Source organism: Pseudomonas sp. B22(2017), from assembly GCF_002113105.1.
In the GTDB taxonomy this organism is placed as follows: Bacteria; Pseudomonadota; Gammaproteobacteria; order Pseudomonadales; family Pseudomonadaceae; genus Aquipseudomonas; species Aquipseudomonas asiatica.
Genome location: NZ_NEJN01000003.1, coordinates 141,815 through 165,425 on the forward strand (window position 1 = coordinate 141,815; position 23,611 = coordinate 165,425).

25 protein-coding genes are annotated in these 23,611 nt (G+C 62.2%); 9 read left to right on the forward strand and 16 right to left on the reverse strand.

Translation table 11 applies throughout. The features are described from left to right. The first annotated feature begins 189 nt into the window (after positions 1 to 189). From CAG18_RS08235 to CAG18_RS08250, 4 genes are all read left to right on the forward strand, one after another. The gene (locus CAG18_RS08235) at positions 190 to 453 is read left to right on the forward strand and encodes a DUF3077 domain-containing protein (protein WP_025337923.1); all 264 of its coding nucleotides are present in this window, start codon (positions 190 to 192) and stop codon (positions 451 to 453) included. Positions 454 to 726: 273 nt separating this feature from the next. Then, positions 727 to 1,323 carry a 2OG-Fe(II) oxygenase gene (locus CAG18_RS08240; protein ID WP_085720725.1) on the forward strand — a complete coding sequence of 199 codons (597 nt, stop codon included), beginning with the start codon at positions 727 to 729 and terminating at the stop codon, positions 1,321 to 1,323. Beyond that, positions 1,316 to 2,179 carry a hypothetical protein gene (locus CAG18_RS08245; RefSeq protein ID WP_085720726.1) on the forward strand — a complete coding sequence of 288 codons (864 nt, stop codon included), beginning with the start codon at positions 1,316 to 1,318 and terminating at the stop codon, positions 2,177 to 2,179. Before CAG18_RS08240 ends, CAG18_RS08245 begins: the two co-directional genes overlap by 8 nt. Positions 2,180 to 2,206: 27 nt before the next feature. Next, positions 2,207 to 2,761: a hypothetical protein gene (locus CAG18_RS08250; protein WP_061303177.1), complete on the forward strand. Its 555-nt coding sequence runs from the start codon at positions 2,207 to 2,209 to the stop codon at positions 2,759 to 2,761. Positions 2,762 to 2,988: 227 nt separating this feature from the next. On the opposite strand, the gene recJ is transcribed toward CAG18_RS08250, so the two are convergent. Continuing rightward, positions 2,989 to 4,698, reverse strand: coding sequence for a single-stranded-DNA-specific exonuclease RecJ (gene recJ / locus CAG18_RS08255; protein ID WP_085720727.1), 1,710 nt, complete (start codon positions 4,696 to 4,698; stop codon positions 2,989 to 2,991). A gap of 8 nt (positions 4,699 to 4,706) precedes the next feature. Then, a complete protein-coding gene (locus CAG18_RS08260) occupies positions 4,707 to 5,249 on the reverse strand; it encodes a YaeQ family protein (RefSeq protein ID WP_013971198.1) in 543 nt (180 codons plus the stop codon). Between the two features lie 133 nt (positions 5,250 to 5,382). Here CAG18_RS08260 and CAG18_RS08265 point away from each other — a divergent pair, with 133 nt between their 5' ends. After that, positions 5,383 to 6,582: a CaiB/BaiF CoA-transferase family protein gene (locus CAG18_RS08265; RefSeq protein ID WP_015269145.1), complete on the forward strand. Its 1,200-nt coding sequence runs from the start codon at positions 5,383 to 5,385 to the stop codon at positions 6,580 to 6,582. A gap of 20 nt (positions 6,583 to 6,602) precedes the next feature. Then, positions 6,603 to 7,475, forward strand: a complete 873-nt coding sequence (locus tag CAG18_RS08270; RefSeq protein WP_054573210.1) for a TIGR02285 family protein — start codon at positions 6,603 to 6,605, stop codon at positions 7,473 to 7,475. A 285-nt stretch (positions 7,476 to 7,760) separates the two neighbouring features. Here the strand turns inward: CAG18_RS08270 and CAG18_RS08275 are convergent, their stop codons facing one another. The 12 genes from CAG18_RS08275 to ffh all read right to left on the reverse strand — a co-directional run bounded on the left by CAG18_RS08275 (position 7,761) and on the right by ffh (position 17,661). Continuing rightward, positions 7,761 to 8,042 (reverse strand): DUF3509 domain-containing protein, encoded by a 282-nt coding sequence (locus tag CAG18_RS08275; RefSeq protein WP_015269143.1) that lies wholly within the window; start codon positions 8,040 to 8,042, stop codon positions 7,761 to 7,763. Between the two features lie 79 nt (positions 8,043 to 8,121). Beyond that, positions 8,122 to 8,541: a response regulator gene (locus CAG18_RS08280; RefSeq protein ID WP_039612791.1), complete on the reverse strand. Its 420-nt coding sequence runs from the start codon at positions 8,539 to 8,541 to the stop codon at positions 8,122 to 8,124. 220 nt (positions 8,542 to 8,761) lie between these two features. After that, on the reverse strand, positions 8,762 to 10,171 hold the full coding sequence (gene thrC / locus CAG18_RS08285) for a threonine synthase (RefSeq protein WP_085720728.1): 1,410 nt from the start codon (positions 10,169 to 10,171) through the stop codon (positions 8,762 to 8,764). A gap of 58 nt (positions 10,172 to 10,229) precedes the next feature. After that, positions 10,230 to 11,534 carry a homoserine dehydrogenase gene (locus tag CAG18_RS08290; RefSeq protein ID WP_003259434.1) on the reverse strand — a complete coding sequence of 435 codons (1,305 nt, stop codon included), beginning with the start codon at positions 11,532 to 11,534 and terminating at the stop codon, positions 10,230 to 10,232. Positions 11,535 to 11,617: 83 nt separating this feature from the next. Then, the gene (locus CAG18_RS08295; protein WP_003259432.1) at positions 11,618 to 12,361 is read right to left on the reverse strand and encodes a DsbC family protein; all 744 of its coding nucleotides are present in this window, start codon (positions 12,359 to 12,361) and stop codon (positions 11,618 to 11,620) included. 153 nt (positions 12,362 to 12,514) lie between these two features. Next, positions 12,515 to 13,411 (reverse strand): site-specific tyrosine recombinase XerD, encoded by an 897-nt coding sequence (gene xerD, locus CAG18_RS08300; protein ID WP_015269141.1) that lies wholly within the window; start codon positions 13,409 to 13,411, stop codon positions 12,515 to 12,517. Between the two features lie 170 nt (positions 13,412 to 13,581). Beyond that, on the reverse strand, positions 13,582 to 13,989 hold the full coding sequence (locus CAG18_RS08305; RefSeq protein ID WP_023660491.1) for an acyl-CoA thioesterase: 408 nt from the start codon (positions 13,987 to 13,989) through the stop codon (positions 13,582 to 13,584). Between the two features lie 93 nt (positions 13,990 to 14,082). Beyond that, a complete protein-coding gene (gene rplS, locus CAG18_RS08310; protein WP_003252148.1) occupies positions 14,083 to 14,433 on the reverse strand; it encodes a 50S ribosomal protein L19 in 351 nt (116 codons plus the stop codon). 42 nt (positions 14,434 to 14,475) lie between these two features. Further along, the gene (trmD, locus tag CAG18_RS08315) at positions 14,476 to 15,228 is read right to left on the reverse strand and encodes a tRNA (guanosine(37)-N1)-methyltransferase TrmD (RefSeq protein WP_003252146.1); all 753 of its coding nucleotides are present in this window, start codon (positions 15,226 to 15,228) and stop codon (positions 14,476 to 14,478) included. 3 nt (positions 15,229 to 15,231) lie between these two features. After that, complete coding sequence (gene rimM, locus CAG18_RS08320) at positions 15,232 to 15,768, reverse strand: ribosome maturation factor RimM (RefSeq protein ID WP_013971190.1); 537 nt, start codon at positions 15,766 to 15,768, stop codon at positions 15,232 to 15,234. 5 nt (positions 15,769 to 15,773) lie between these two features. Next, on the reverse strand, positions 15,774 to 16,025 hold the full coding sequence (gene rpsP / locus CAG18_RS08325; protein ID WP_003259424.1) for a 30S ribosomal protein S16: 252 nt from the start codon (positions 16,023 to 16,025) through the stop codon (positions 15,774 to 15,776). 259 nt (positions 16,026 to 16,284) lie between these two features. Then, positions 16,285 to 17,661 carry a signal recognition particle protein gene (ffh, locus tag CAG18_RS08330; protein ID WP_013971189.1) on the reverse strand — a complete coding sequence of 459 codons (1,377 nt, stop codon included), beginning with the start codon at positions 17,659 to 17,661 and terminating at the stop codon, positions 16,285 to 16,287. Between the two features lie 324 nt (positions 17,662 to 17,985). Here ffh and CAG18_RS08335 point away from each other — a divergent pair, with 324 nt between their 5' ends. The 3 genes from CAG18_RS08335 (at position 17,986) to CAG18_RS08345 (ending at position 21,587) form a co-directional block, all read left to right on the forward strand. After that, complete coding sequence (locus tag CAG18_RS08335; RefSeq protein WP_013971188.1) at positions 17,986 to 18,795, forward strand: inner membrane protein YpjD; 810 nt, start codon at positions 17,986 to 17,988, stop codon at positions 18,793 to 18,795. Positions 18,796 to 18,804: 9 nt separating this feature from the next. Beyond that, complete coding sequence (locus CAG18_RS08340) at positions 18,805 to 20,010, forward strand: transporter associated domain-containing protein (protein WP_054573206.1); 1,206 nt, start codon at positions 18,805 to 18,807, stop codon at positions 20,008 to 20,010. A 275-nt stretch (positions 20,011 to 20,285) separates the two neighbouring features. Then, on the forward strand, positions 20,286 to 21,587 hold the full coding sequence (locus CAG18_RS08345; protein ID WP_025337910.1) for an MFS transporter: 1,302 nt from the start codon (positions 20,286 to 20,288) through the stop codon (positions 21,585 to 21,587). Positions 21,588 to 21,705: 118 nt separating this feature from the next. On the opposite strand, the gene purT is transcribed toward CAG18_RS08345, so the two are convergent. After that, entirely contained in the window at positions 21,706 to 22,887 is a 1,182-nt protein-coding gene (purT, locus tag CAG18_RS08350) for a formate-dependent phosphoribosylglycinamide formyltransferase (protein ID WP_013971185.1), read from the reverse strand. A gap of 76 nt (positions 22,888 to 22,963) precedes the next feature. Further along, complete coding sequence (locus tag CAG18_RS08355; RefSeq protein ID WP_015269136.1) at positions 22,964 to 23,431, reverse strand: VUT family protein; 468 nt, start codon at positions 23,429 to 23,431, stop codon at positions 22,964 to 22,966. Between the last annotated feature and the right edge of the window lie 180 nt (positions 23,432 to 23,611).

The window sequence follows — 23,611 nt, forward strand, 5'->3', positions numbered from 1 at the left end:
AAATCCAGCGATGCGGGTGTGGAAACCCGGTCAACCTTCAAGTTCCTGTCGTAATGGCAGCTGTGTGCGGGAGGCCTTTTGGCCTACCGGGTTCCTTGAAGGCCGGTTTTCCACCCTGCATACAGTTGCCGCCCTTCGTGTGGAAACGGCGGTGGCAACTCCTTTAACCTTCAAGGAATTGCTAGAAAAATGACTACAGAAGACACCCAGTTCACCGTCGGCAAGACCACTTTCTTCCAGGGTGAAAACCAGACCCACCCATTATTTCGCATCGAAGCGGGCATTCCGTGCCGAGACGCCCGTGATCAGGCTTCGGAATTGATGGGCTATGTGCGGGAGTTGACCATCGTCGGGCTAATGGATGAGAAACCCATGATGATCTGGGCTGCGCACTATCTCAGTGCGATGGCCAAGGCGCTGATGGATGATGCCGAGTTAGGTATGGCTCGTTGACGTTACTGTTATTTGCTAGAGACCAGTAATTACTCCAAACATAAATGGGTTGCCACACCCATGTATACCTTGTCGCCCCGGCGCGCCGGGGCAATGAGAAATTTCCCACAGCCAATTTCCTCAAAAGCCACATCCGGGTCGGAAAATCTTCTCAATCGGTAAGTCCCACTTCCTATCGCCCCCTCGACACCAAATCACTAATGTCTCACTGCGTCAGCCAGCACTACTTGGGCAAGAGCCTTTAAGGCATGTACAAAATTTGAGACATAGAAAATGACGAGACAATTTACATCTAGAGATGTAAGCATTCTAGACGATGCTATTACACCTGATGAACAAGCCAAACTCAACAACGCATTCTCACATACCCTATGGAGATACGACTGGCCAATAAACTCCACGCCCTTCGCTCGCCCCTGCTGGCATTTTTTCATTGCAGGAAGCAAGCGTGAATCACTGGAATGTTGTGAGCAAGAACTGGTTGCAAACGAGCGCTGGGGATTCCTCATCAACATCTGGAAACGTCTATGTGCTGTGCATATGAAAAACTCCAGACTGATCGGCGTGTATGCAAACGGCCAAACCTCTGGGCAAGACAGCCCGATTCACCGAGATAACCTGCCAGGCGAGCCGGGGTATACCGCAGTGCTCTTCTGTAACGACTACTGGGCTACGACGTGGGGAGGTGAGCTTTTATTCTGCAATGACGCCAAGACGGACGTTATCGCCGCGGCGTTACCCAAACCAAGGCGCATCACAATCTTCAATGGTGAAATACCGCACCGTGCTAAATCTCCAGCCACAGACTGCGACCGCCTGCGCATCACCATTGCATTCAAGACAATCAACAAGGACTTCAACTATGACTAATCGAGTAGAGATATTTGTCGCCATGGTCGACAGGGTCGGGAGGCCTGGGTTCCAAGCTGGCGCGGCCGCTGCGGTTCACGATCAGTTCAAGACTGACAACCAGGGCTTCGCACTTGTAGTACAGAGCGCCCAGACAAGCAGCGCGATTGCTTCTGTATTGTCAGTTACGCAAATGACTGCGGGCGCGGTTCCGTTTATAAATATCGTTACCAACACCTTGGCGGGCACGGTAACCTTTCTGAAGATTGTTGCCGAGTACCAGCCCAACGACGAACCGAATGTAGGGGACTATGTCAGCCTTGTAGGTAATGTAGCAGGCGTCGTTGCGGGTTTTGCAATACTGGTAGGTGCACCTTGGGTCGCAGGCGCCTTTACCGCCATATCATTGGGAACGAGCTTATTTGGGACGTATAATTCAGAACTTGCAAAACAAATTCAAACGGCAATCACCCCAATAATAGACGCACTCATTAAACACGACATAACAAAAGAGAGCGCAACACCGGTGCTAGCGCCGAGCCTAGTTATTACAGACCCACAATCCATACGCGACCATTTCGGAGGACTAATACAAGTCATCACATGGAACCCGAACACCTTGGAAATCAAACTAGACACTAGAACGCTAGAGTCATTCACTATCACCCCACCGATAATACAACATGGCGGCATCAACCCACCTATTGCACCACCCACACCTCCCGCCACTGGAGGGGGAGCTACGATAACAGTAGGAATTGAAAGCATTAACGGGCAATCACCGGCCGGGCCAATCCCCTCTATTACAACTGTAGTGGGTGGAGGCCAAGACAAATATGCCTGCTGCTCAGCACCGCAGCAAGACAAGTATCGTTGAATAGAATAGGGCCGAGGGTTGTTTCCGATGTTGACTTGGCAGTCGTGGATGCAAATGATGCGAGCATTGGAGCCGGGTAAACGGGTTACCTGCCTGTTATTTGCAGGCTCTATATTTTTTTGTTTTGTACTCGCACAGCTTACCATGAGAACGGAAGACCCAGAGCCGATAACCGCGCCATGGGTAAGCGTCAGAGCAACTCTTGCATCCGCACCTGATACTTGGGATTACGACAAATCGCTTTACACCTTTCAGATCACCTACAAAGAGCCAAGCGGACAAGTTACCAGACGTCGGATATATGCTCAAAAAACGCGTTATGATGCTGCCAACATCAATAAGAAAACACCACTCTTCGTCGAGATCGAGGATGCTTTGTCCGGACCAATCGTCAGGCGGCTATCGACCGATAACGAAATCCTGTATGAGCCATCCCTCAAGCAGTATGTGATCGAAATATACAATCGCGAACTTTTGGAGGGAACTGTGTTTTTCTCACTGCTTAGCCTGGCCTCGTTTGGCGCAGCAGGTGTGATGCACTGGCAAAACCGGCAGCGAAAAAAGCAATCTGAGCTCCGCTGATAGCTTTTACCCGCAAAGAATGCGACGCGGTGGATGGCACCGGCTTCGCCGGCGATCGCCGGCAAGCCAGCTCCCACAGGTACAGCGCAAGTCTCAAGCCCGCCGCTGGCCCTGAGGGTTTACCCGCGAAGCAGGCGACGCGGTGCACCGGCTTCGCCGGTGTTCGCGGGTGAACCCGCTCCCACAACGGGCCTGCGCCAGGCCGTCAGCAGCGGCGGTATCTACCCTCAACGCGGCTCCATGTGGGCAATCATCAACTGCACACTTTCATTGCCACGAAACTCGTTCACATCCAGCTTGTACGCCAGCTCGACCCAACGCACCGTCGGGTTCGGCCACACTTCGCGGTCAATGCCAAAGGCAATGCCGTCCAGCCGCACCGAGCCGCACTCGCTCTTGAGCACCACCTTCAGGTGCCGCTCGCCCACCACGCGCTGCTCCACCAACTGGAACACGCCATGGAACAGCGGCTCGGGGAAGTGCTGCCCCCAGGGCCCGGCATGGCGCAGGGCCTTGGCCAGGTCGAGGTGGAACTCCTCCACCGCCAGACTGCCGTCGGACAACAGCCGACCGGTCAGGTCCTCTTCGCGCAGCTGGCGTCGCACTTCTTCATCGAACGCCTCGGCAAATGCCGGGAAATTGGCCTCGGGCAACGACAACCCCGCCGCCATCGCGTGGCCGCCGAATTTGCTGATCAGGTGCGGGTGGCGCGCCGCCACCGCATCCAGCGCATCGCGAATATGGAACCCCGGCACCGAACGCGCCGACCCTTTGAGCATGCCCTCGCCAGCGTCGGCAAAAGCGATGGTCGGCCGGTGGTAACGCTCCTTCAGGCGCGAAGCCAGAATACCGATTACCCCCTGGTGCCAGTCGGCATCGAACAGGCACAGGCCATATGGCATCGACTCGACAGGCAGGTCCTTGAGCTGGGCCAGGGCCTCGCGCTGCATGCTCTGTTCGATGGACTTGCGGTCCTGGTTCAGGTCGTCCAGCTGCTGGGCCATGTCCTGGGCCAGGGCCGCGTCTTCACACAGCAGGCATTCGATGCCCAGGCTCATGTCGTCCAGGCGCCCGGCAGCGTTCAGCCGCGGGCCAAGGATGAAGCCGAGGTCGGTCGAGGTGATGCGCCGGTGATCGCGACGGGCCACTTCAAGAATGGCCTTGAGCCCCGGCCGGGCACGGCCGGCGCGAATGCGCTCGAGGCCCTGGTGCACCAGGATGCGGTTGTTGGCATCCAATGGCACCACGTCGGCGACGCTGCCCAGGGCAACCAGGTCGAGCAATTCGCCGATGTTCGGCTGCGGCTGCGTTTCGTAGCGCCCCAGGCTGCGCAGGCGCGCACGCAGGGCCATCAGCACGTAGAAGATCACCCCTACCCCGGCCAGCGCCTTGCTCGGGAAACTGCAGCCCGGCTGGTTGGGGTTGATGATGGCGTCGGCGTCGGGCAACTCCGCGCCCGGCAGGTGGTGGTCGGTGACCAGCACCTTGAGCCCGGCGGCTTTGGCAGCAGCCACACCCTCGACGCTGGAAATGCCGTTGTCCACGGTGATCAGCAGCTGCGGCTGGCGTTGCAGCGCCACCTCGACGATTTCCGGGGTCAGGCCGTAGCCGTATTCGAAGCGGTTGGGCACAAGGTAGTCGACGTGGGCCGCGCCCAGCAGGCGCAGGCCCAGCACGCCGACAGTACTGGCAGTGGCGCCGTCGGCATCGAAGTCGCCGACGATGAGGATGCGCTGGCGCTGGTCGATAGCCTCGACCAGCAGATCCACACCGGCCTCGATGCCCTTGAGCTGCTGGTACGGCAGCAGGCGCGCGAGGCTTTTGTCCAGCTCGGCCTCGCTCTGCACGCCGCGCGCGGCGTACAGGCGGGTCAGCAAGGGTGGCAGGTTACCCAGGAATGGCAGGGTGGGCGGCAGCGGGCGAGGTTCGATACGCATGGGGTGCTTCAGCCGCGCTCACCAAGCAGCCACTCCAGCTGCACTTCGTGCTGGCCACGGTCGTCGGTGACGAACAACGTGCCTTCACTGATCATCACGTCCCACTTGATGGTGCGGGGCATGTCGGTGGCGAGGGTTTCCAGCACCTCCTGCGGCACAGCGGCGATGCTCAGGTTCTTCAGCCCCTTGACCGCGTCTACCACTTTGTTCTGCCATACGCGCAGGCTGCCGTAGGCCAGCAGGCTGGTACGCTCGGTGCGGCGCGAGCACCAGGTCAGTCGGTCGGCGTCCGGCTGGCCTACTTCGATCCAGTGCAGGATGCGATCGTCCAGGCTCTTTTCCCACAGCGCCGCCTCGTCCACGTCGGACAGGCCACGGCCGAACGACAGGTTTTCGTTGTACCAGAGGGCGTAGGCCAGCAAGCGTACGGCCATGCGTTCTTCGGTTTCCGAAGGGTGGCGGGCAATGGTTTGACGGACGTTTTCGTACACGCCGCGGTCGAGGTCGGTCAGGTTCAGTTCGAATTTGTAGGTGGTGGACGGCTGGGCCATGGTCGACGGGCTTCTTGCGCAGAGAAAAAGTGACACAGTCTAACCGATACTGCCCTTCGTTGCCCCGCAGCAGTATCTGCCGCTTCGGACCTATGATAAAACCACGCATCTGCCCAGCTGCCACGGATGCCCCATGACTACGCCCAGCAAACCCCTCGCCGGTCTCAAGGTTGTCGAACTCGGCACCCTCATCGCTGGCCCGTTCGCCTCGCGTATCTGTGCCGAATTCGGCGCCGAGGTGATCAAGGTCGAATCGCCCGATGGCGGCGACCCGTTGCGCAAATGGCGCAAGCTGTACGAGGGCACTTCGCTGTGGTGGTTCGTGCAGGCCCGCAACAAGCAGTCGCTCACCCTCAACCTCAAGCACCCAGAGGGCCGCGAGATTCTAAAACGCCTGCTGGCCGACGCCGACATCCTGATCGAGAACTTCCGCCCGGGCGTGCTGGAAAAACTCGGCCTGGGCTGGGACGTGCTGCACGCGCTCAACCCGCGCCTGGTAATGGTGCGCCTGTCGGGCTTCGGCCAGACCGGGCCGATGAAGGACCAGCCGGGCTTCGGCGCCGTGGGCGAGTCGATGGGCGGCCTGCGCTACATCACCGGCTTCGACGACCGCCCACCGGTGCGCACGGGTATTTCCATCGGTGACTCGATTGCTGCCCTGTGGGGTGTGATCGGTGCACTGATGGCGCTGCGACACCGGGAAGTCAACGGCGGCCAGGGCCAGGTGGTGGACGTGGCCCTGTACGAAGCGATCTTCGCCATGATGGAAAGCATGGTCCCGGAGTTCGATGTGTTCGGCTTTATCCGCGAACGTACCGGCAACATCATGCCAGGCATCACGCCCTCCTCCATTCACACCAGCGCCGACGGCAAGCATGTACAGATCGGCGCCAACGGCGATGCGATCTTCAAGCGCTTCATGCAAGCCATTGGCCGCACCGACCTGGCCGACGACCCGACCCTGGCCACCAACGATGGCCGCGACCTGCGCCGTGACGAGCTGTACGGGGTAATCGACCGCTGGGCCAACAGCCTGCCGCTGGAGCAACTGATACAGGTGCTGAACGCCGCCGAAGTACCGGCCAGCCGCATCTATTCGGCCGAGGACATGTTCAATGACCCGCAGTACCTGGCACGCGAAATGTTCCTGCAGGCCAAGCTGCCGGACGGCAAGCCATTCCGCATGCCGGGGATCGTGCCCAAGCTGTCGGACACCCCCGGCTCTACCGAGTGGGTAGGCCCGGCGCTGGGCGAACACACCGAGGCACTGCTCGGCACCCTGGGCTACGACGCGGCGGCCATCGCCAGCCTGCGCGCAGCAGGCACGGTCTGACCCTGGCGCGGCCCTGGTCCATGCGCGCTGCCCGTTGCCTATGTCACCTGGTCCTGCTGTGCGGGCTGCTGCCTGCACTGCTGCAGCCAGCCAGCGCCAAGGAGCGCATCTTCTGGCTGGTGCGCGACCTGCCGCCGTTCACCATTCTCGAAGGACCGGAAAAAGGCCAAGGGGTGATCGACCAGTTGCTGCCCCTGCTGATCAGGCAGATGCCCGAGTACGACCACAGCATCCTGCGGGTCAACCGCGCCCGCGGCATCCAGATGCTGCAGGACCCGAAAAGTTTCACCTGCGACCCGACCCTGCTGTGGACGCCGGAACGCGCCGAATATGTGAGGTTTTCCGTGCCTTCCCTGGGCGTGCTCAGTGGCGGCCTGGTGCTGCGCAAGGAAAGCGAGGCGCTGGTGGCGCCTTACCTCGACGGCCAGGAGGTAGACCTGCTCAACCTGCTGAGCAAGACCCCACTGAAGCTGGGTGTTGTCGCCGAGCGCAGCTATGGCACACAGATCGACGCCATCCTGCGCCAGTTGCCCGACACCGCGTTCAGCCGCCACTACGGCAACGACGCCACCGCCAACCTGCTGCAGATGCAACAGCTCGGGCGCCTGCGCATGGTGCTCGGCTACTGGCCCGAGGTGCGCTACCTGGTCGACCTGCAAGGCGGGGCGCTGGCTGACTACCAGTTTCACCCTGTGAAAGGGGTAAACCGCTACCAGTTTCTGCATGTGGGCTGTTCAAACAGCGAGCTGGGGCGTGAAGCCATTGCGCACATCGACCAGCTGCTGCCTGCCCTGCGTCGGGATGTGTTGCCGGGGTTGTATGCACGCTGGCTGGACCCGGCGTTGCAGGAAGACTACCTGGAAGAGAGCAAGCGCTTCTTCGAAGACCACTAGCTGCCCGATCGGCCCCTGTAGGAGCGGCCTTGTGTCGCGATGGGGCGCGTAGCGGCCCCACATTTTCAGCTTCGCCGCAAAGATTGCCGGGGCCGCTTTGCGGCCCATCGCGACACAAGGCCGCTCCTACAAGGACATGTGCCTGCCCCCCAAGAAAAGAAACCCCGGGCGCTGGGGAAACACGCCCGGGGCCAAGCGAAAGCCCTTGGGGGCTTCCCGTGACAGCCTTGCCAGCGCCGGAGCAAAGCACTGGCCAGGCTGCCCCTACAGTGTCTGATAAACCACTCAGGCAAAGGTTCCATGGGGTTGCTGACGCTGCTGCAATGCCGCGATCACACAGGGCTGCAAACGCCCTTCGGCGATCTGCAGGTCACGGTGAAGGCCATCCACCAGGTCGACCAACAGGCGTTGTTCCTGCAACTGGCGTTCGCTCACCGTGCGCCGCAAGGTGATGCCGGCGAGGCGGTCATGAACGGTCAGTTGGCGATTACCCTGGGCATCGGCGACGCCGAGGTGGGTCTGATAGGGGGTCAGGGCTTCGTTGAGCAGTCTGCAGATTCTTTCCATCCGGATCACTCGCTGCGTGGTGGGATATAGAGGAACTGACCAACAGACGCAGCGGAAAGTTCGTTACACCGCGGCTGCTTCAGTGAGCATGCGGGGCGGACGTGACAGTTTGAATACGCCGCCACGGGCGCACCTGCAGTGCCTGCAGAGCTCGCTGCAGGCATGGCATCGACAGTGGCCAGGACAGTTCCGCGAGCACCCACAGGCCGCGGTTTCTGGCCTCTTGGGCAAGGTTGCGGCGCTTGGGGGTAGCCTGGCCGACGAACAGCAAAGCACGAGTTCGGTGCTGCTGTTCGAGCAAGGCAAGGCCGGCCCGGGTTGGCATGGCGTGGTCAAGGATCAGCAGATCGGGGCGGTGATCGGCGTTCAGGCAGGCGTCGAGGTCTGCACTGGTTTCGCTGATGCGCACATGGAACATGCCCTGAGCGTTGAGGGCCTGGTGCAGGAGGATCTGATGGGATGGGCGAGCCTGGTGGATCAACACGTAGGGCTGGTGCATGAGCCGCTCCTGATGGGAGGACCGGCTAATTTAGGCGTTGCGCTGGGCGGCCTGAATAGGATGTTTCTGATGGAGCAGTGGGAAGATTCGGATAATTAGGGCTGCTCCGCAGCCCATCGCCGACAAGCCAGCTCCCACAGGGATTGCACATGACCTTGGGTCTATGCGGTCGGGGTGGGAGCTGGCTTGCCGGCGATGGGCCGCAGTGCGGCCCCGATGCTTACAAAGGCTTGCCGCGGTTACCATGCTGGCTGACAAAGCCCTGCACGGCCTTCAGGTCATTGGCCAGCACCGTGCAACGCTCTTCACGGCTGAACAGGTCGCTGAGGTGCGCTGGCAGCTCCAGCGCCTTGCCAACACCGGCCTTCTCCACCGCTTCCGGGAACTTGACCGGGTGCGCGGTGCCCAGCACCACCATCGGCGTGTCCAGGCTGCGGCGGCACTCGCGGGCGGCCTTGACGCCGATAGCGGTGTGCGGGTCGAGCACTTCGCCGGTAGCGGCGAACACTTCGGCGATGGTTTCGCAGGTCTGCTCGTCGCTCACTGCCAGCGAGTCGAACAGCTTGCGCGCTTCGGTCCAGCGGTCTTGCTCGACGCTGAAGCCGCCACCTTGCTTGAAGTTGGCCATCAGCTCGGCAATGGCGCCGCCGTTGCGGCCGTGCAGGTCGAACAGCAGGCGCTCGAAGTTGGACGAGACCATGATGTCCATCGACGGCGACAGGGTCGCGTGCAGGGTTTCCTTGACGTACTGGTTGCCGCTCATGAAGCGGTGCAGGATGTCGTTGCGGTTGGTGGCGACGATCAGCTGGCTTACCGGCAGGCCCATGTTACGTGCCAGGTAGCCGGCGAAGATGTCGCCGAAGTTGCCGGTCGGCACCGAGAACGCCACGGAACGCGCCGGGCCACCCAGCTGCAGGGCAGCGTGGAAGTAGTAGACGATCTGGGCCATGATCCGCGCCCAGTTGATCGAGTTGACCGCAACCAGGCGGGTGCCCTTGAGGAACGACTGGTCGGCGAAGCTGGCCTTGACCATTTCCTGGCAGTCGTCGAAGTTGCCTTCGATGGCGATGTTGTGGATGTTGTCGCCGAAGATGGTGGTCATTTGCCGGCGCTGCACTTCCGACACGCGCTGGTGCGGGTGCAGGATGAAGATGTCGACGTTGTCGCAACGGCGGCAACCTTCGATGGCGGCGGAACCGGTGTCACCACTGGTGGCGCCGATGATCACCACGCGCTCGTTGCGCTTGGCCAGCACGTGGTCCAGCAGGCGGCCGAGCAGTTGCAGGGCGAAGTCCTTGAACGCCAGGGTCGGGCCGTGGAACAGCTCCAGCACCCACTCGTTGCTGTTCAATTGACGCAGCGGGGCAACCGCGGCGTGGGCGAACTCGCCGTAGGTTTCCTCGAGGATCTTCTTGAAGTCGGCGTCGGCGATGCTGCCTTCGACGAACGGGCGCATTACCCGGAAAGCAAGTTCGTGGTACGGCAGGCCAGTCCACGAGGCGATTTCTTCCTGGGTGAAGCGTGGCAGGTTTTCCGGGACGTACAGGCCGCCGTCGCTGGCCAGGCCAGCCAGCAGGACGTCTTCGAAATTGAGGGCCGGAGCCTGGCCGCGGGTACTGATATAGCGCATGGGTGCAAACCTTCGATACTGGGGCCGGGGCCGCGCTGGCGGCCCCACGGCACTATTGTTAGTTGAGCTGCTCGACGCGAATGCGCACGACCTTGCCGATGACGTCCTGCAGGGCTTCCAGGGCGACGATAGCGTCGTTGATGCGCTGCTCGACCACGCGATGGGTCAGCAGGATCATCGGCACCAGGCCGTCCTGTTCCTCGGCTTCCTTCTGCATGATCGACTCGATGTTGATGCCACGCTCCGAGAGGATGCTGGCCACCTGGGCCAGTACGCCAGGGTGATCCTTGGCCTGGATACGCAGGTAGTAGGCACTTTCGCAGGCCTCGATCGGCAGGATCGGGTGGGCCGACAACGAATCCGGCTGGAAGGCCAGGTGCGGTACGCGGTTTTCCGGGTCGGAGGTCATGGCACGGACCACATCGACCAGATCACCGACTACCGACGAAGCGGTAGGCTCCATGCCGGCACCGGCGCCGTAGTACAGGGTGGAGCCAGCGGCGTCGCCGTTGACCATGACGGCGTTCATCACGCCGTTGACGTTGGCGATCAGGCGGTCGGCCGGGATCAGCGTCGGGTGTACGCGCAGCTCGATACCTTCGGCAGTGCGGCGGGCCACACCCAGGTGCTTGATGCGGTAGCCCAGGGCCTCGGCATAGTTCACGTCAGCAGTGGTCAGCTGGGTGATGCCTTCGGTGTAGGCCTTGTCGAATTGCAGCGGGATGCCGAAAGCGATCGAGGCCAGGATGGTCAACTTGTGCGCGGCATCGATGCCTTCAACGTCGAAGGTCGGGTCGGCTTCGGCGTAACCCAGCGCCTGGGCTTCGGCCAGCACGTCCGGGAAGGCGCGGCCCTTCTCACGCATTTCGGTGAGGATGAAGTTGCCGGTGCCGTTGATGATGCCGGCCAGCCAGTTGATGTGGTTGGCCGACAGGCCTTCGCGGATGGCCTTGATCACCGGGATGCCACCGGCCACGGCCGCTTCGAAGGCGACGATCACGCCCTTCTCGCGGGCCTTGGCGAAGATTTCGTTGCCGTGCACGGCAATCAGCGCCTTGTTGGCGGTGACCACGTGCTTGCCGTTTTCGATGGCCTTGAGCACCAGTTCGCGGGCCACGGTGTAGCCACCGATCAGCTCGATGACAATGTCGATCTCCGGGTTGCTCGCAACTTCGAACACATCAGCGGTAATGGGGGTACCGGTAATCTGGCAGTTCGGGTTCTGCGAGCGCATGGCAATCTGTGCCACTTCAATACCGCGCCCGGCACGGCGGGCGATCTCCTCGGCGTTGCGCTGAAGTACATTGAAGGTTCCGCCACCGACGGTCCCCAACCCACAGATGCCTACTTTGACCGGTTTCACTGTGAACTCCCCATTGAACGGCCGACACCTATGCCGACCGTGAAACATGCCGTCACCCCATGACGACGGCGTACTGAATTGGATTACTTGGCCAGTGCCAGCTTGGCGACCTGAGGTGCCGGCTGGTAGCCCGGAATGACCTGGCCGCTTTCAAGGACGATCGCCGGCGTGCCGTTGACGCCGATCGACTGGCCCAGCTGGAACTGCTTGCTGACCGGGTTGGCGCACTTGGCGGCCTTGATTTCCTCACCCTCGACCATCTTGTCCATCGCCGCACGGCGGTCGCTGGAACACCAGACAGCCTGCAACTGCTGGTCACCCGACGAACCGAGGCCCTGACGCGGGAAGGCGACATAGCGCACTTCGATACCGCGGCGGTTGAGCTCGGGCACCTCGGCGTGCAGCTTGTGGCAGTACGGGCAGGTGGTGTCGGTGAACACGGTGATGTGCGACTTGGTCTCGCCTTTGGCAGGATAAACCACCATCTCGGCGGCTGGAATGCCGTTGATGAGCTTGGCAATGCCCAGGCGCTCGGTCTTCTCGGTGAGGTTGACCGGCTTGCCGTCCTGGATCTGGAACAGGTAGCCCTGCATCACGAACTGGCCGTCGCCGCTGGCATACAGCACGCGGCCGCCCTGCAGCTTGACTTCATACAGGCCACTGACCGGGCTGCTGGCCACGCTTTCGACGGGCACTTCCAGCTCGAGGTTCTGCAATGACTTACGGATGGCCTGCTCGGCAGCAGCATTGCTATCGGTTGCCGCGGCAGCGGCAAAGGTACTGGCCAGCGCCAACGCGGCGGCGGCGAAAAACTGGGTCACGCGCATGGGAACTCCTGAAGGCGGACAGGGGCCGGAGGGCGCCACCTGCGGAAAATACGCGGTGACCGTGCGGCCCTTGGTGCAAACCGCTCAAGCCTACCACATCACACCGCCAGTGAAGGGCCTTGCAAGGACCGGTCGGCGGAACATGAAAAACATTCATCCACGCGGGTGGTGCTGGGCATGCAATTGCTGCAGGCGGGCCTTGGCGACATGGGTGTAGATCTGCGTGGTCGAAAGGTCACTATGGCCCAGCAGCATCTGCACCACGCGAAGGTCGGCACCATGGTTGAGCAGATGAGTAGCGAAGGCATGGCGCAGGGTATGCGGCGACAGCGGTTTGTCGATACCGGCGACCCGCGCATGATGCTTGATGCGATGCCAGAAGGTCTGGCGGGTCATCTGCTCGCCACGCTGGCTGGGGAACAAGACATCGCTGGGGCGGCCATTGAGCAGTTCGGCGCGGCCATCGCGCAGGTAGCGTTGCAACCAAAGCACCGCCTCTTCGCCCATGGGCACCAGGCGCTCCTTGCTGCCCTTGCCCATCACCCGCAGCACGCCCTGGCGCAGGTTGACCTGATCGAGGGCCAGGCTGACCAGTTCGGTGACCCGCAGGCCGCAGGCGTAGAGGACTTCGAGCATGGCGCGGTCACGCTGGCCAATGGCTTCGCTCAGGTCCGGGGCCTGCAGCAAGGCTTCGACGTCGGCTTCGGACAACGACTTGGGCAGCGGCTTGCCCAGTTGCGGCATGTCGACTTGCAGGGTCGGGTCGATGGCCACCAGCTTTTCCCGCAGCAGGTAGCGGAAGAAACCGCGCAGGCCGGACAGGAAGCGTGCCGTGGAGCGCGGCTTGTAGCCTTGGTCGAGGCGCCAGGCCAGGTGGTCGAGAATCAGGTCGCGGCCGGCATCGGGCAAGCTGACGCCGTGTTCCTGCAGCCAACCGTTGAACAGGGCCAGGTCGCTGCGGTAGGACATGCGGGTGTTGTCGGACAGGCCCTTTTCAAGCCACAGGGCGTCGAGGAACTGGTCGATCAGGGGGTGGTCTAGGGCGGGCATTCGGGGCTGCTGGGTGTTGGAGGTGGCTTAGTGTTTCACAGCAGCATAATTGTTGTCTGTACTGGCCTCTTCGCGGCTAAAGCCGCTCCCACAGAGATATCACCGCCCTTGAGGTATGTGCGATCCCTGTGGGAGCGGCTTTAGCCGCGAAAGGGCCAGTGCAGGAGAACTCAGGCCTGGGGCAAAACCGGCACCGGCCGCTTGTCCTCGTCGATGGCGACGAAGCTGAACACCCCGTGAATCGCTCGCTCGCGCCCATCCAGGTACATGTTCTCGACGAACACATCCACCTGCACCTGCAAACTGGTATTACCCACCTTGATGACCGTCCCCACCAACTCGACGATCGAGCCCGCCGGGATCGGGTGCTTGAAGTCGATGCGGTCAGTGGACACGGTCACCAGTGGCAGGCGGCAGAAGCGCGTGGCAGCAATGAACGACACTTCGTCCATCCAGGCCAGGGCGGTGCCGCCGAACAGGGTGTTGTGGTGGTTGGTGGTGTTGGGGAACACCGCCTTGGTCACGCGGGTCACCGACAGCTCGGTGCGGCGCAGGATTTCCTGGTCTCGGGTAGTCATGGCAATCACATCTTCGGGGGTCAAAACGCAAAAAAGCAGCCCGAAGGCTGCTTTTTTCTCGCTAGGCGGCCTCGGCCACCGGGCAAACTGCACTCAGGACAGTTTTTCCTTGATGCGAGCGGCTTTGCCGGACAGGTCGCGCAGGTAGTACAGCTTGGCTTTACGCACGTCACCACGACGTTTCACGGCCAGGCTGTCGATTTGCGGGCTGTAGGTCTGGAAGGTACGCTCTACGCCAACGCCGCTGGAGATCTTGCGCACGGTGAAGGCGCTGTTCAGACCGCGGTTACGCTTGGCGATAACGACGCCTTCGAACGCCTGCAGACGGGAACGCTCACCTTCCTTCACTTTAACCTGAACGACAACGGTGTCGCCTGGTGCGAAGGTCGGGATTTCCTTGCTCATCTGCTCGGCTTCGAGCTGCTGGATGATCTTGTTGGTCATGCTGTGCTCCTAAGATGGATACGTGATCCACCATCGATACGTTTAACTATCGTCCCGCTCGCGGAGATATTCCTCGAGCAGCTTCTTCTCTTCTCCAGAAAGCGAGCGACTTTCCAGAAGATCGGCGCGTCGTTCGAAGGTCCTACCAAGGGACTGCTTCATTCTCCAACGCCGGATGTGTGCATGGTTGCCACTTAGCAACACGTCGGGAACACGCTGATCCGCATACACCTCAGGTCGGGTGTAGTGCGGGCAATCGAGCAGACCGTCGGTGAAGGAATCTTCTTCCGCCGAGTCCACATGCCCTAAAGCTCCGGGCAGCAGCCGTGTAACCGCATCGATCAGTACCATGGCCGGCAGCTCGCCACCGGAAAGCACATAGTCGCCAATCGACCACTCCTCATCGACATGAGCCTCGATAAAGCGCTCGTCGATGCCTTCATAACGACCGGCGATCAGGATCAACGATTCCTGTTCGGCCAGGCCTTTGACCGCCTGCTGAGTCAGCTTGCGGCCTTGTGGCGAAAGGTAGATCACCTTCGCCGCTGCTCCGGTCGCTTGCCTGGCGCTAACCAGGGCATCTTCCAGAGGCTTGATTTTCATCACCATGCCCGGACCACCGCCAAACGGCCGATCATCCACCGTGTGGTGACGATCTGTGGTGTAGTCCCGCGGGTTCCAGCAAGTCACCTGAAGCAACCCCTGTTTCACCGCGCGGCTGGTAATGCCGTACTCCGTGATGGCCGAGAACATCTCGGGGAACAACGTGATGACGTCTACGCGAAGGTTACCCATCGTTTAGAAGTCCGCGTCCCATTCAACCCGCATCACGCCTGCTTCCAGGTCGACGTCGAGCACGCATTGCGCCGTATAGGGCAACAGACGCTCGCGATCATCCAGGCTGCCTGCGCAGGGCTTGACCACCATTACATCGTTCGCACCGGTCTCCAACAGGTGATCGACCTTGCCGAACAGTTGTTCGTCCTGGTTGATGACCTTCAGGCCGACCAACTGGTACCAGTAGTACTCGTCAGCAGCCAGGTTGGGCAGAAGGCTCCGCGGAATGCAGATTTCGTAACCGCTCAGAAGACGGGCTTCATCGCGATCATCGAGGCCTTTCAGCTTCACGACCAGGCCCTTCTGGGAGCCACGACCGTTGACCAGCTCGACCTGCTTTACCTTGCCTTCGTGCCGAAGCGTCCAGCGCGGATAATCCAACAGGTTTTCAATCGGATCGGTAAAGGAATACACCTTCACCTCGCCGCGAACGCCGTGAACCGAAAAAATCTTGCCAACGACGATGAGGTCGTCAGCCTTTTCTGGCGTCGCGTTCATACTACTCAGGCAGCAGCCTTGGCAGCGTCCTTCAGCAGCTGAGCAACGCGCTCAGACGGCTGTGCACCCTGGCTCAGCCAGTAGTTGACGCGCTCTTGGTTGACCGACAGCTTGACTTCGGCGCCAGCAGCGATCGGGTTGAAGAAACCTACGCGCTCAACGAAACGGCCGTCACGGGCGTTACGCGAGTTGGTCACGGTCAGGTGGTAGAATGGGCGCTTTTTCGAGCCGCCACGGGCCAGACGAATGGTTACCATGTGAACATCGTTCCTATAGTCGGTGCTGCAGTTGATACAGCAGCTGGTACTGCAAATCTGAATGCCAAATAGGCACACGGGTGCCCAAAAGGCCGCATATTCTCGGGGAATACACGGACATTTGCAAATGACTTTTTCGGCAAGGCCCTGCCCTGCCGTCCAGATCTGCCGGTTGAGCCGCGAAATCCGCGGCCATTGCCCCGCCACGGCGGGGGTTCTGGACGCCTGCCGGACAAACGGCAGGCCCCCGGAATAGGGGTTACAGCTTCGGCATGCCGCCGCCCGGCAGCATCCCGCCAAGGCCGCGCATCATCTTGGCCATGCCGCCCTTGGCGGAGAATTTCTTCATCATCTTCTGCATTTGCTTGTGCTGCTTGATCAGGCGGCCGACGTCCTGCACCTGGGTGCCGGAACCGATGGCAATGCGGCGCTTGCGCGAGCCGCTGATCAGCTCCGGATCACGGCGCTCGGCCGGGGTCATGGAGTTGATGATCGCTTCCATCTGCTTGAACTGCTTCTCGGCGGCGCCCTGGGCGTTGCCCATCTGCGACAGGTTGACCCCGCCGATGCTCGGTAGCTTGTCCATCAGGCCGCCGAGGCCGCCCATGTTCTTCATCTGCTGCAGCTGGTCACGGAAGTCTTCGAGATCGAAGCCCTTGCCCTTCTTCAGCTTCTTGGCCAGCTTGTCGGCCTTGGCCTTGTCGATGTTCTGCTCGGCCTGCTCGATCAGGCTGAGCACGTCACCCATGCCGAGGATGCGCGAGGCGACGCGGTCGGGGTGGAACGGTTCGAGGGCTTCGGTCTTCTCGCCCATACCGATGAACTTGATCGGCTTGCCGGTGATGGCACGCACCGACAGCGCGGCACCGCCACGGGCGTCACCGTCGACCTTGGTCAGCACCACGCCGGTCAGCGGCAGCGCCTCGCCAAAGGCCTTGGCGGTGTTGGCCGCGTCCTGGCCGGTCATGGCGTCGACCACGAACAGGGTCTCGATCGGCTTGACCGCGGCATGCAGCGCCTTGATCTCGTCCATCATGTCGGCGTCGATGTGCAGACGGCCGGCGGTGTCGACGATGACCACGTCGATGAACTTCAGCTTGGCTTCGCGGATGGCCGCTTCAGCGATGGCCACCGGCTTCTGGCTGATGTCGGACGGGAAGAAGGTTACGCCGATGTCGTTGGCCAGGGTTTCCAGCTGCTTGATCGCCGCCGGGCGGTAGACGTCGGCGGACACCACCATCACGCTCTTTTTCTTGCGCTCCTTGAGGAAGCGCGCCAGCTTGCCGGCGGTGGTGGTCTTACCGGCACCCTGCAAGCCGGCCATCAACACCACGGCTGGCGGAGCGGCGTTCAGTGCGAGGTCTTCGTTGGCCGCGCCCATCAGGCTTTCCAGCTCGGCCTGGACGATCTTCACGAACGCCTGGCCTGGGGTCAGGCTGCGCGACACTTCGGTGCCGACTGCACGGTCCTTGACGCTGTTGACGAAATCCTTGACCACCGGCAGGGCAACGTCGGCCTCGAGCAGGGCCATGCGCACTTCGCGCAGCGTGTCCTTGATGTTGTCTTCGGTCAGCTTGGCCTTGCCGGTGACATGGCGCAGCGTCTGTGACAGGCGGTCGGTCAGGTTTTCGAACATGGTGATCCTTTCAGGCCCAGTAAAAGCCGAGGTTTGTCAGGCGCCCAGGGGGGAATGCATACCCGCCGGGCACAGCAAGGCGGCGATTATAGCGAAGTGCGGCGGCGGCGCACACCTTGCTGGCGGCCGGGTAGATATTCGGTGGCTGTGCCGGCCTCTTCGCGGGTGAACCCGCTCCCACAGGAACATCACCATCCTGAAGAGCGGCGCGATCCCTGTGGGAGCGGGCGCGCCCGCGAATGCCGCACCGCAGTCTGCCAGTCTTCCTAGACCAGCGCGATCTATGCCAAACTCCGTCTCTTTAAGGCTCGCCAACCAGGACTTATGTTCTCCTCACCCAGCCTCATCCCCAACCTGATCGCCGCCGGCCTATATATAGCAGCGGCCATCTACCAGGGCTCTTACCTTGCCCAGAACCGCAAGGCCGACAAGCGCCTGCTTGCCCTGCTGGGTGCCTTCGCGGTACTCGCCCAGGCCGGTGCGCTGTTCTTCCAGCTGATCACCCCGCTGGGCCTGAGCCTGGACTTCTTCAGTGCCGCCAGCCTGATCGCCGTGGCCGTCATCGCCCTGACCCTGCTGGCCTGCTTGCGCATACCCGTGGAAAACCTGTTGGTGCTGCTGTTCCCGCTGGGCGCGGTGACCGCGCTGCTGGCCCAGTTCGCGCCCCCCGGCACGGTGCCGCTGGTCAACGAAGAGCCGGGCATCCTCGCGCATATCCTGCTGTCGATCCTGGCCTATGGGCTGTTCACCATTGCGGTGTTCCAGGCCCTGCTGTTGCTGCTGCAAGACCGCCAACTGAAGAACAAGCACCCATCCGGGCTGATCCGCAACTTCCCGCCGCTGCAAACCATGGAAAGCCTGCTGTTCGGCTTCCTCTGGGCTGGCTGGTGCCTGCTGTCGCTGTCGCTGATCTCCGGCTGGCTGTTCCTCGACAACCTGTTCGCCCAGCACCTGGTACACAAGACCCTGCTGGCCTGTATCGCCTGGGTGGTGTTCAGCGTGCTGCTGTGGGGCCGTACCCGCCTGGGCTGGCGTGGCCACAAGGCCATCCGCTGGACGCTGGCCGGTTTCTGCCTGCTGATGCTGGCCTATTTCGGCAGCAAGCTGGTTCGCGAATTCATCCTGCATATCTGACGGCCGCCCATGGATACCCTGCCGTACGCACCGCTATTCGGCACCCTGGCACTGGCGCTGTTGTGGTCGGCGCTATTCACCGCGGTGGATGCCGCCCGCCTGCAACTCAATGGCGCGCTGCGCACAGGCGAGGAGGGCCAGCCGGTGCTGCCGACCCAGGCCTTGGTGCTGTGCGCCAGCCTGGGCAAGCTGCTGGTGCTGGGCCTGGCCTGCCTGGTTGGCCAGCGCCATAGCGGCGAGCACGGCTTCTGGCTGGCCGGGTTGGCCGCCACCCTCGTCCTGCTGGTGTTTGCCGAATACCTGCCGCGGCGCCTGGCCCGGCGCAACCCGCAAGCGTTCGTCAGCCTCGGCACTAGCCTGCTGAAAGTCCCCCTCGCCCTGCTGCAACCGCTGGCCTGCCTGCTGGATGGCATTGCCAAGCTGATCCTGCGTCCGTTCCGTGTACAACCCACGGCCGTGGCCCTGCACCCGCAGGAAGCCGACGAGTTCGACGAGGATGAGGAACACGAAGCACCGCGCCACGGCCTGCTCGACGGCCTGCAGTCACTGGACAAGATGACCGTCAACGACATCCTGGTACCGCGCAACGAAGTGGACGGCATCAGCCTCGACGAGCCGATCGAGCGCATCATCGAGCAACTGATCGTCAGCCGCCACACCCGCCTGCCGGTGTACCACAGCGACATCAACCAGGTTGAAGCTATCCTCAATACCAAGCTGATCAGCCACCTGCTGCCCAAGGCCGAACTGACTCTGGAGATGTTGCTCGGAGCCTGCTACGAGCCCTATTTCGTGCCCGAGAGCACCCCCTTGCAAATGCAGTTGCTGAACTTCCACAAGCAGCAGCGCCGCCTGGGCGTGGTGGTGGACGAGTACGGCGAAGTGCTGGGCATCGTCACCCTGGAAGACATCCTCGAAGAGATCGTTGGCGAGTTCGAGGATGAACACAGCCTGGACAACCCCCACGTGCACCCGCAGCCCGATGGCACCTTCGTCATCGACGGCACTGCTTCGCTGCGCGAGATCAACCGCAGCCTGGGCTGGCACCTGCCCTGCGACGGCGGGCCGAAAACCCTCAACGGGCTTGTCACCGAAGCGCTGGAAAGTATCCCGGAAAGCGCCGTTTGCCTGAAGATCGGCCGCTATCGCCTGGAAATCCTCGAAACAGAGGACAATTGTGCCAGCAAGGTACTGGTGTGGACCGTGACCCGATAGCTATACTCGGGTCACGCTTACCCAGCCCCGCCGTCCCGCCTGCTACCCGCACCCGGCGCTCCACGGCCAGTCCGCTCCACTGACACGCCCCGCGGTCCTGCTTCAACACCCCGAACAGTGCCCGCCCCCGCCCCTATCCCCCTTGGGCTATCGTCAGTCGGGCGCACACAACAACAAAACGCTCCGGCGCCCGCGCCACCGTGCCTGCCCTTTTGCATTGCACGCCGCGGGGCTTATCCCAATGGAGCCGGACCAGACTGTCAGGGACCTATTCAATGACAACCAGCAGCACCTATGCCGAAGCGCCTGCCGCGCCGGTCAACTCGCCCGCGCGGGTAGCCACTGCCAGCTTCATCGGCACCGCCATCGAGTTCTACGATTTCTACGTCTACGCCACTGCCGCCGCCCTGGTGATCGGCCCGGTGTTCTTCCCGTCCGGGTCGGGCACCGCGCAGATGCTGGCGGCCTTTCTCACCTTCGGTATCGCCTTCCTGGCGCGCCCGCTGGGTTCGGCACTGTTCGGCCACTTTGGCGACCGTATCGGCCGCAAGTCGACCCTGGTCGCCTCGCTGCTGCTGATGGGCGTGTCCACCACGGCCATCGGCGTGCTACCGGGCTACGACAGCATTGGTGTATGGGCGCCGATCATCCTCTGCCTGCTGCGCTTTGGCCAAGGCCTGGGCCTGGGTGGCGAATGGGGTGGCGCGGCCTTGCTGGCCACCGAGAACGCGCCCGAAGGCAAGCGCGCCTGGTTCGGCATGTTCCCGCAGCTGGGCCCGTCGATCGGCTTTTTGGCCGCCAACGGTCTGTTCCTGACCCTGGCCCTGGTGCTCAGCGACGAGCAGTTCCGCGAGTGGGGCTGGCGCATTCCGTTCCTGCTCAGCGCCGCGCTGGTACTGGTAGGCCTGTATGTGCGCCTGAAGCTGGAAGAAAGCCCGGTGTTCGCCAAGGCCGTCGCCCGCCACGAGCGGGTGAAAATGCCGGTGGTCGACCTGTTTTCCAGATACTGGCTGCCGACCCTGCTGGGCGCAGCGGCGATGGTGGTGTGCTACGCGCTGTTCTACATCTCCACGGTGTTCTCGCTGAGCTATGGCGTGACCACGCTGGGCTACAGCCGCGAGACGTTCCTTGGCCTGCTGTGCTTCGCGGTGGTGTTCATGGCCCTGGCCACACCACTGTCGGCCTGGCTCAGCGACCGCTACGGGCGCAAACCAGTGCTGATCGTCGGCGGCCTGCTGGCGGTGGCCTCGGGCTTTACCATGGAGCCGCTGCTGACTTCGGGGTCGACCGCAGGCGTGGCGCTGTTCCTGGCCATCGAACTGTTCCTGATGGGCGTGACCTTTGCGCCGATGGGGGCACTGCTGCCTGAACTGTTCCCGACCCACGTGCGTTATACCGGCGCTTCGGCGGCCTATAACCTGGGCGGCATCGTCGGCGCCTCGGCGGCACCGTTCTTTGCCCAGAAGCTGGTGAGCATGGGTGGGTTGAGCTGGGTGGGGGGTTATGTTTCGGTGGCGGCGGTGATCAGCTTGATTGCCGTGCTGTGCCTCAAAGAGACCCGCAATACCGAACTTTGAACAGTTGGGGGCGCCCTGCGCCCCATTCGCAGCACAAGGCTGCTCCTACAGAGGGATGCGTTGCCCTTGTAGGAGCAGCCTTGTGCTGCGAATGGGCTGCAACGCAGCCCCAATCGGATCAGAACTCGACCTTGACCGCCTGCGAAGCACGGGTCGCCTTGGCACGCGCCGCTTCGACCGATTCGTCACGCGCCAGGCATACGCCCATGCGGCGGGTACCGTTGATTTCCGGCTTGCCGAACAGGCGAATGGCGGTATCCGGCTCGCTCAGCGCCGCACCCAGGTTGGCAAAGCTGGTCTGCTGCGACTGCCCCTCGGGCAAGATCACCGCCGAAGCCGAAGGGCCGAACTGGCGCACAACCGGAATTGGCAGGCCAAGAATGGCGCGGGCATGCAGGGCAAACTGCGACAGGTCCTGGGAAATCAGGGTCACCAGGCCGGTGTCATGCGGGCGCGGCGAGACTTCGCTGAACCACACCTGGTCGCCCTTCACGAACAGTTCCACGCCAAACAGGCCACGACCGCCCAGGGCATCGGTGACCGCCTTGGCCACCCGCTGCGACTCGGCCAGCGCCTTCGGGCTCATGGCCTGCGGCTGCCACGATTCCTGGTAGTCACCCTTCTCCTGGCGGTGGCCGACTGGCTCGAGGAAGGTGGTGCCACCGACGTGGCGCACGGTCAGCAGGGTGATTTCGTATTCGAAGTCGATGAAGCCCTCGACGATGACCCGGCCTTTGCCGGCGCGGCCGCCTTCCTGGGCGTAGGCCCACGACTTCTGCAGGTCGGCATCGCTGCGCAGCAGGCTCTGGCCCTTGCCCGACGAGCTCATCACCGGCTTGACCACGCACGGGTAGCCGACATCGGCCACGGCCTTGGCGTAGTCTTCATAGGTGTCGGCGAAGTGGTACGGCGAGGTCGGCAGGTCCAGCTCTTCGGCGGCCAGGCGGCGGATGCCTTCACGGTTCATGGTGAGCTGGGTGGCGCGGGCGGTCGGCACCACGTTGAAACCTTCGTTTTCCAGCTCGACCAAGGTGGCGGTGGCGATGGCCTCGATTTCAGGGACGATGTAGTGCGGCTTCTCGGCCTCGATCACCGCGCGCAGGGCCACGCCATCGAGCATGTTGACCACGTGGCTGCGGTGCGCCACCTGCATCGCCGGGGCATTGGCGTAGCGGTCGACGGCGATCACTTCGACGCCCAGGCGCTGCAGCTCGATCACCACTTCCTTGCCCAGCTCGCCACAGCCGCAGAGCAGTACACGGGTCGCAGTGGGCGACAAGGGGGTTCCGATACGGGTCATTTCAGGTCCTCGAAGGCGTCCGGGGCCGCACCAGGCTTGGCGCCGCCCGCTGAAAAAGGACCGCTATTCTACACCATCAACCCGCCACGGCGGCCCGCCGAGCGCGAAATGCCATGGCCAGCCACACGGCGGTGACACCGGCGAATTTCGAGGCCATGGCGGTGCCGATCACGGCTGGGGTCAGGGCGCCGATCATGCCGAAGAAGATGAAGGTGTCCACCGGGATGCTCAGTGCCGAGCTCAGCCACAGGCGGTCGCGCAGCGGTCGGCGGGTAACGCTGAACACCAGCCAGTCGATCAGTTCGGAAATGAAGAACGCGGTAGCACTGGCCAGGGCGATGGCTGGCTCCGAGGTGACATAGGACAGCACCAGCGCCACCAGCATGGCGACCAGGGCGCCATGGCCGAAGCGGGTCTGCACCATGTCGCGCAGGATGAACACCAGGCCACCCCAGGCGGACCAGATGATGTCCAGGTGCGGCGCGCTGGAGAAGGCGTAGTTGATCAGCACTACGCTGCTGATGTAGGCAATCAGATAGAACATTGGCGGGTGGTCTGTGGGCAAGCCGCACAGATTACCGCTGGCTTGTTCGCGGGTAAACCCGCAGGCACAGGACATGTAGGAGCAGCCTTGCGCTGCGAAGAGGCCACATCTGCAAACGATCACCTTTTGCCTTGCTGGCCTCTTCGCAGCACAAGGCTGCTCCTACAGGGGGGCGCGTCA

Excerpts from the sequence above, each read along its gene's own strand:
- rplS (WP_003252148.1), bottom strand. The coding sequence starts at position 14,433 with ATGACCAACAAGATCATCCAGCAGCTCGAAGCCGAGCAGATGAGCAAG.
- ffh (WP_013971189.1), bottom strand. The coding sequence starts at position 17,661 with ATGTTCGAAAACCTGACCGACCGCCTGTCACAGACGCTGCGCCATGTC.
- CAG18_RS08275 (WP_015269143.1), bottom strand. The coding sequence starts at position 8,042 with ATGGAAAGAATCTGCAGACTGCTCAACGAAGCCCTGACCCCCTATCAG.
- CAG18_RS08240 (WP_085720725.1), top strand. The coding sequence starts at position 727 with ATGACGAGACAATTTACATCTAGAGATGTAAGCATTCTAGACGATGCT.
- rimM (WP_013971190.1), bottom strand. The coding sequence starts at position 15,768 with ATGAACGCGACGCCAGAAAAGGCTGACGACCTCATCGTCGTTGGCAAG.
- CAG18_RS08305 (WP_023660491.1), bottom strand. The coding sequence starts at position 13,989 with ATGACTACCCGAGACCAGGAAATCCTGCGCCGCACCGAGCTGTCGGTG.
- CAG18_RS08340 (WP_054573206.1), top strand. The coding sequence starts at position 18,805 with ATGGATACCCTGCCGTACGCACCGCTATTCGGCACCCTGGCACTGGCG.
- CAG18_RS08355 (WP_015269136.1), bottom strand. The coding sequence starts at position 23,431 with ATGTTCTATCTGATTGCCTACATCAGCAGCGTAGTGCTGATCAACTAC.
- CAG18_RS08280 (WP_039612791.1), bottom strand. The coding sequence starts at position 8,541 with ATGCACCAGCCCTACGTGTTGATCCACCAGGCTCGCCCATCCCATCAG.
- CAG18_RS08270 (WP_054573210.1), top strand. The coding sequence starts at position 6,603 with ATGCGCGCTGCCCGTTGCCTATGTCACCTGGTCCTGCTGTGCGGGCTG.
- CAG18_RS08235 (WP_025337923.1), top strand. The coding sequence starts at position 190 with ATGACTACAGAAGACACCCAGTTCACCGTCGGCAAGACCACTTTCTTC.
- purT (WP_013971185.1), bottom strand. The coding sequence starts at position 22,887 with ATGACCCGTATCGGAACCCCCTTGTCGCCCACTGCGACCCGTGTACTG.
- CAG18_RS08295 (WP_003259432.1), bottom strand. The coding sequence starts at position 12,361 with ATGCGCGTGACCCAGTTTTTCGCCGCCGCCGCGTTGGCGCTGGCCAGT.
- CAG18_RS08345 (WP_025337910.1), top strand. The coding sequence starts at position 20,286 with ATGACAACCAGCAGCACCTATGCCGAAGCGCCTGCCGCGCCGGTCAAC.
- recJ (WP_085720727.1), bottom strand. The coding sequence starts at position 4,698 with ATGCGTATCGAACCTCGCCCGCTGCCGCCCACCCTGCCATTCCTGGGT.
- xerD (WP_015269141.1), bottom strand. The coding sequence starts at position 13,411 with ATGCCCGCCCTAGACCACCCCCTGATCGACCAGTTCCTCGACGCCCTG.
- CAG18_RS08245 (WP_085720726.1), top strand. The coding sequence starts at position 1,316 with ATGACTAATCGAGTAGAGATATTTGTCGCCATGGTCGACAGGGTCGGG.
- CAG18_RS08265 (WP_015269145.1), top strand. The coding sequence starts at position 5,383 with ATGACTACGCCCAGCAAACCCCTCGCCGGTCTCAAGGTTGTCGAACTC.
- thrC (WP_085720728.1), bottom strand. The coding sequence starts at position 10,171 with ATGCGCTATATCAGTACCCGCGGCCAGGCTCCGGCCCTCAATTTCGAA.
- CAG18_RS08260 (WP_013971198.1), bottom strand. The coding sequence starts at position 5,249 with ATGGCCCAGCCGTCCACCACCTACAAATTCGAACTGAACCTGACCGAC.
- CAG18_RS08250 (WP_061303177.1), top strand. The coding sequence starts at position 2,207 with ATGTTGACTTGGCAGTCGTGGATGCAAATGATGCGAGCATTGGAGCCG.
- CAG18_RS08335 (WP_013971188.1), top strand. The coding sequence starts at position 17,986 with ATGTTCTCCTCACCCAGCCTCATCCCCAACCTGATCGCCGCCGGCCTA.
- rpsP (WP_003259424.1), bottom strand. The coding sequence starts at position 16,025 with ATGGTAACCATTCGTCTGGCCCGTGGCGGCTCGAAAAAGCGCCCATTC.
- trmD (WP_003252146.1), bottom strand. The coding sequence starts at position 15,228 with ATGGGTAACCTTCGCGTAGACGTCATCACGTTGTTCCCCGAGATGTTC.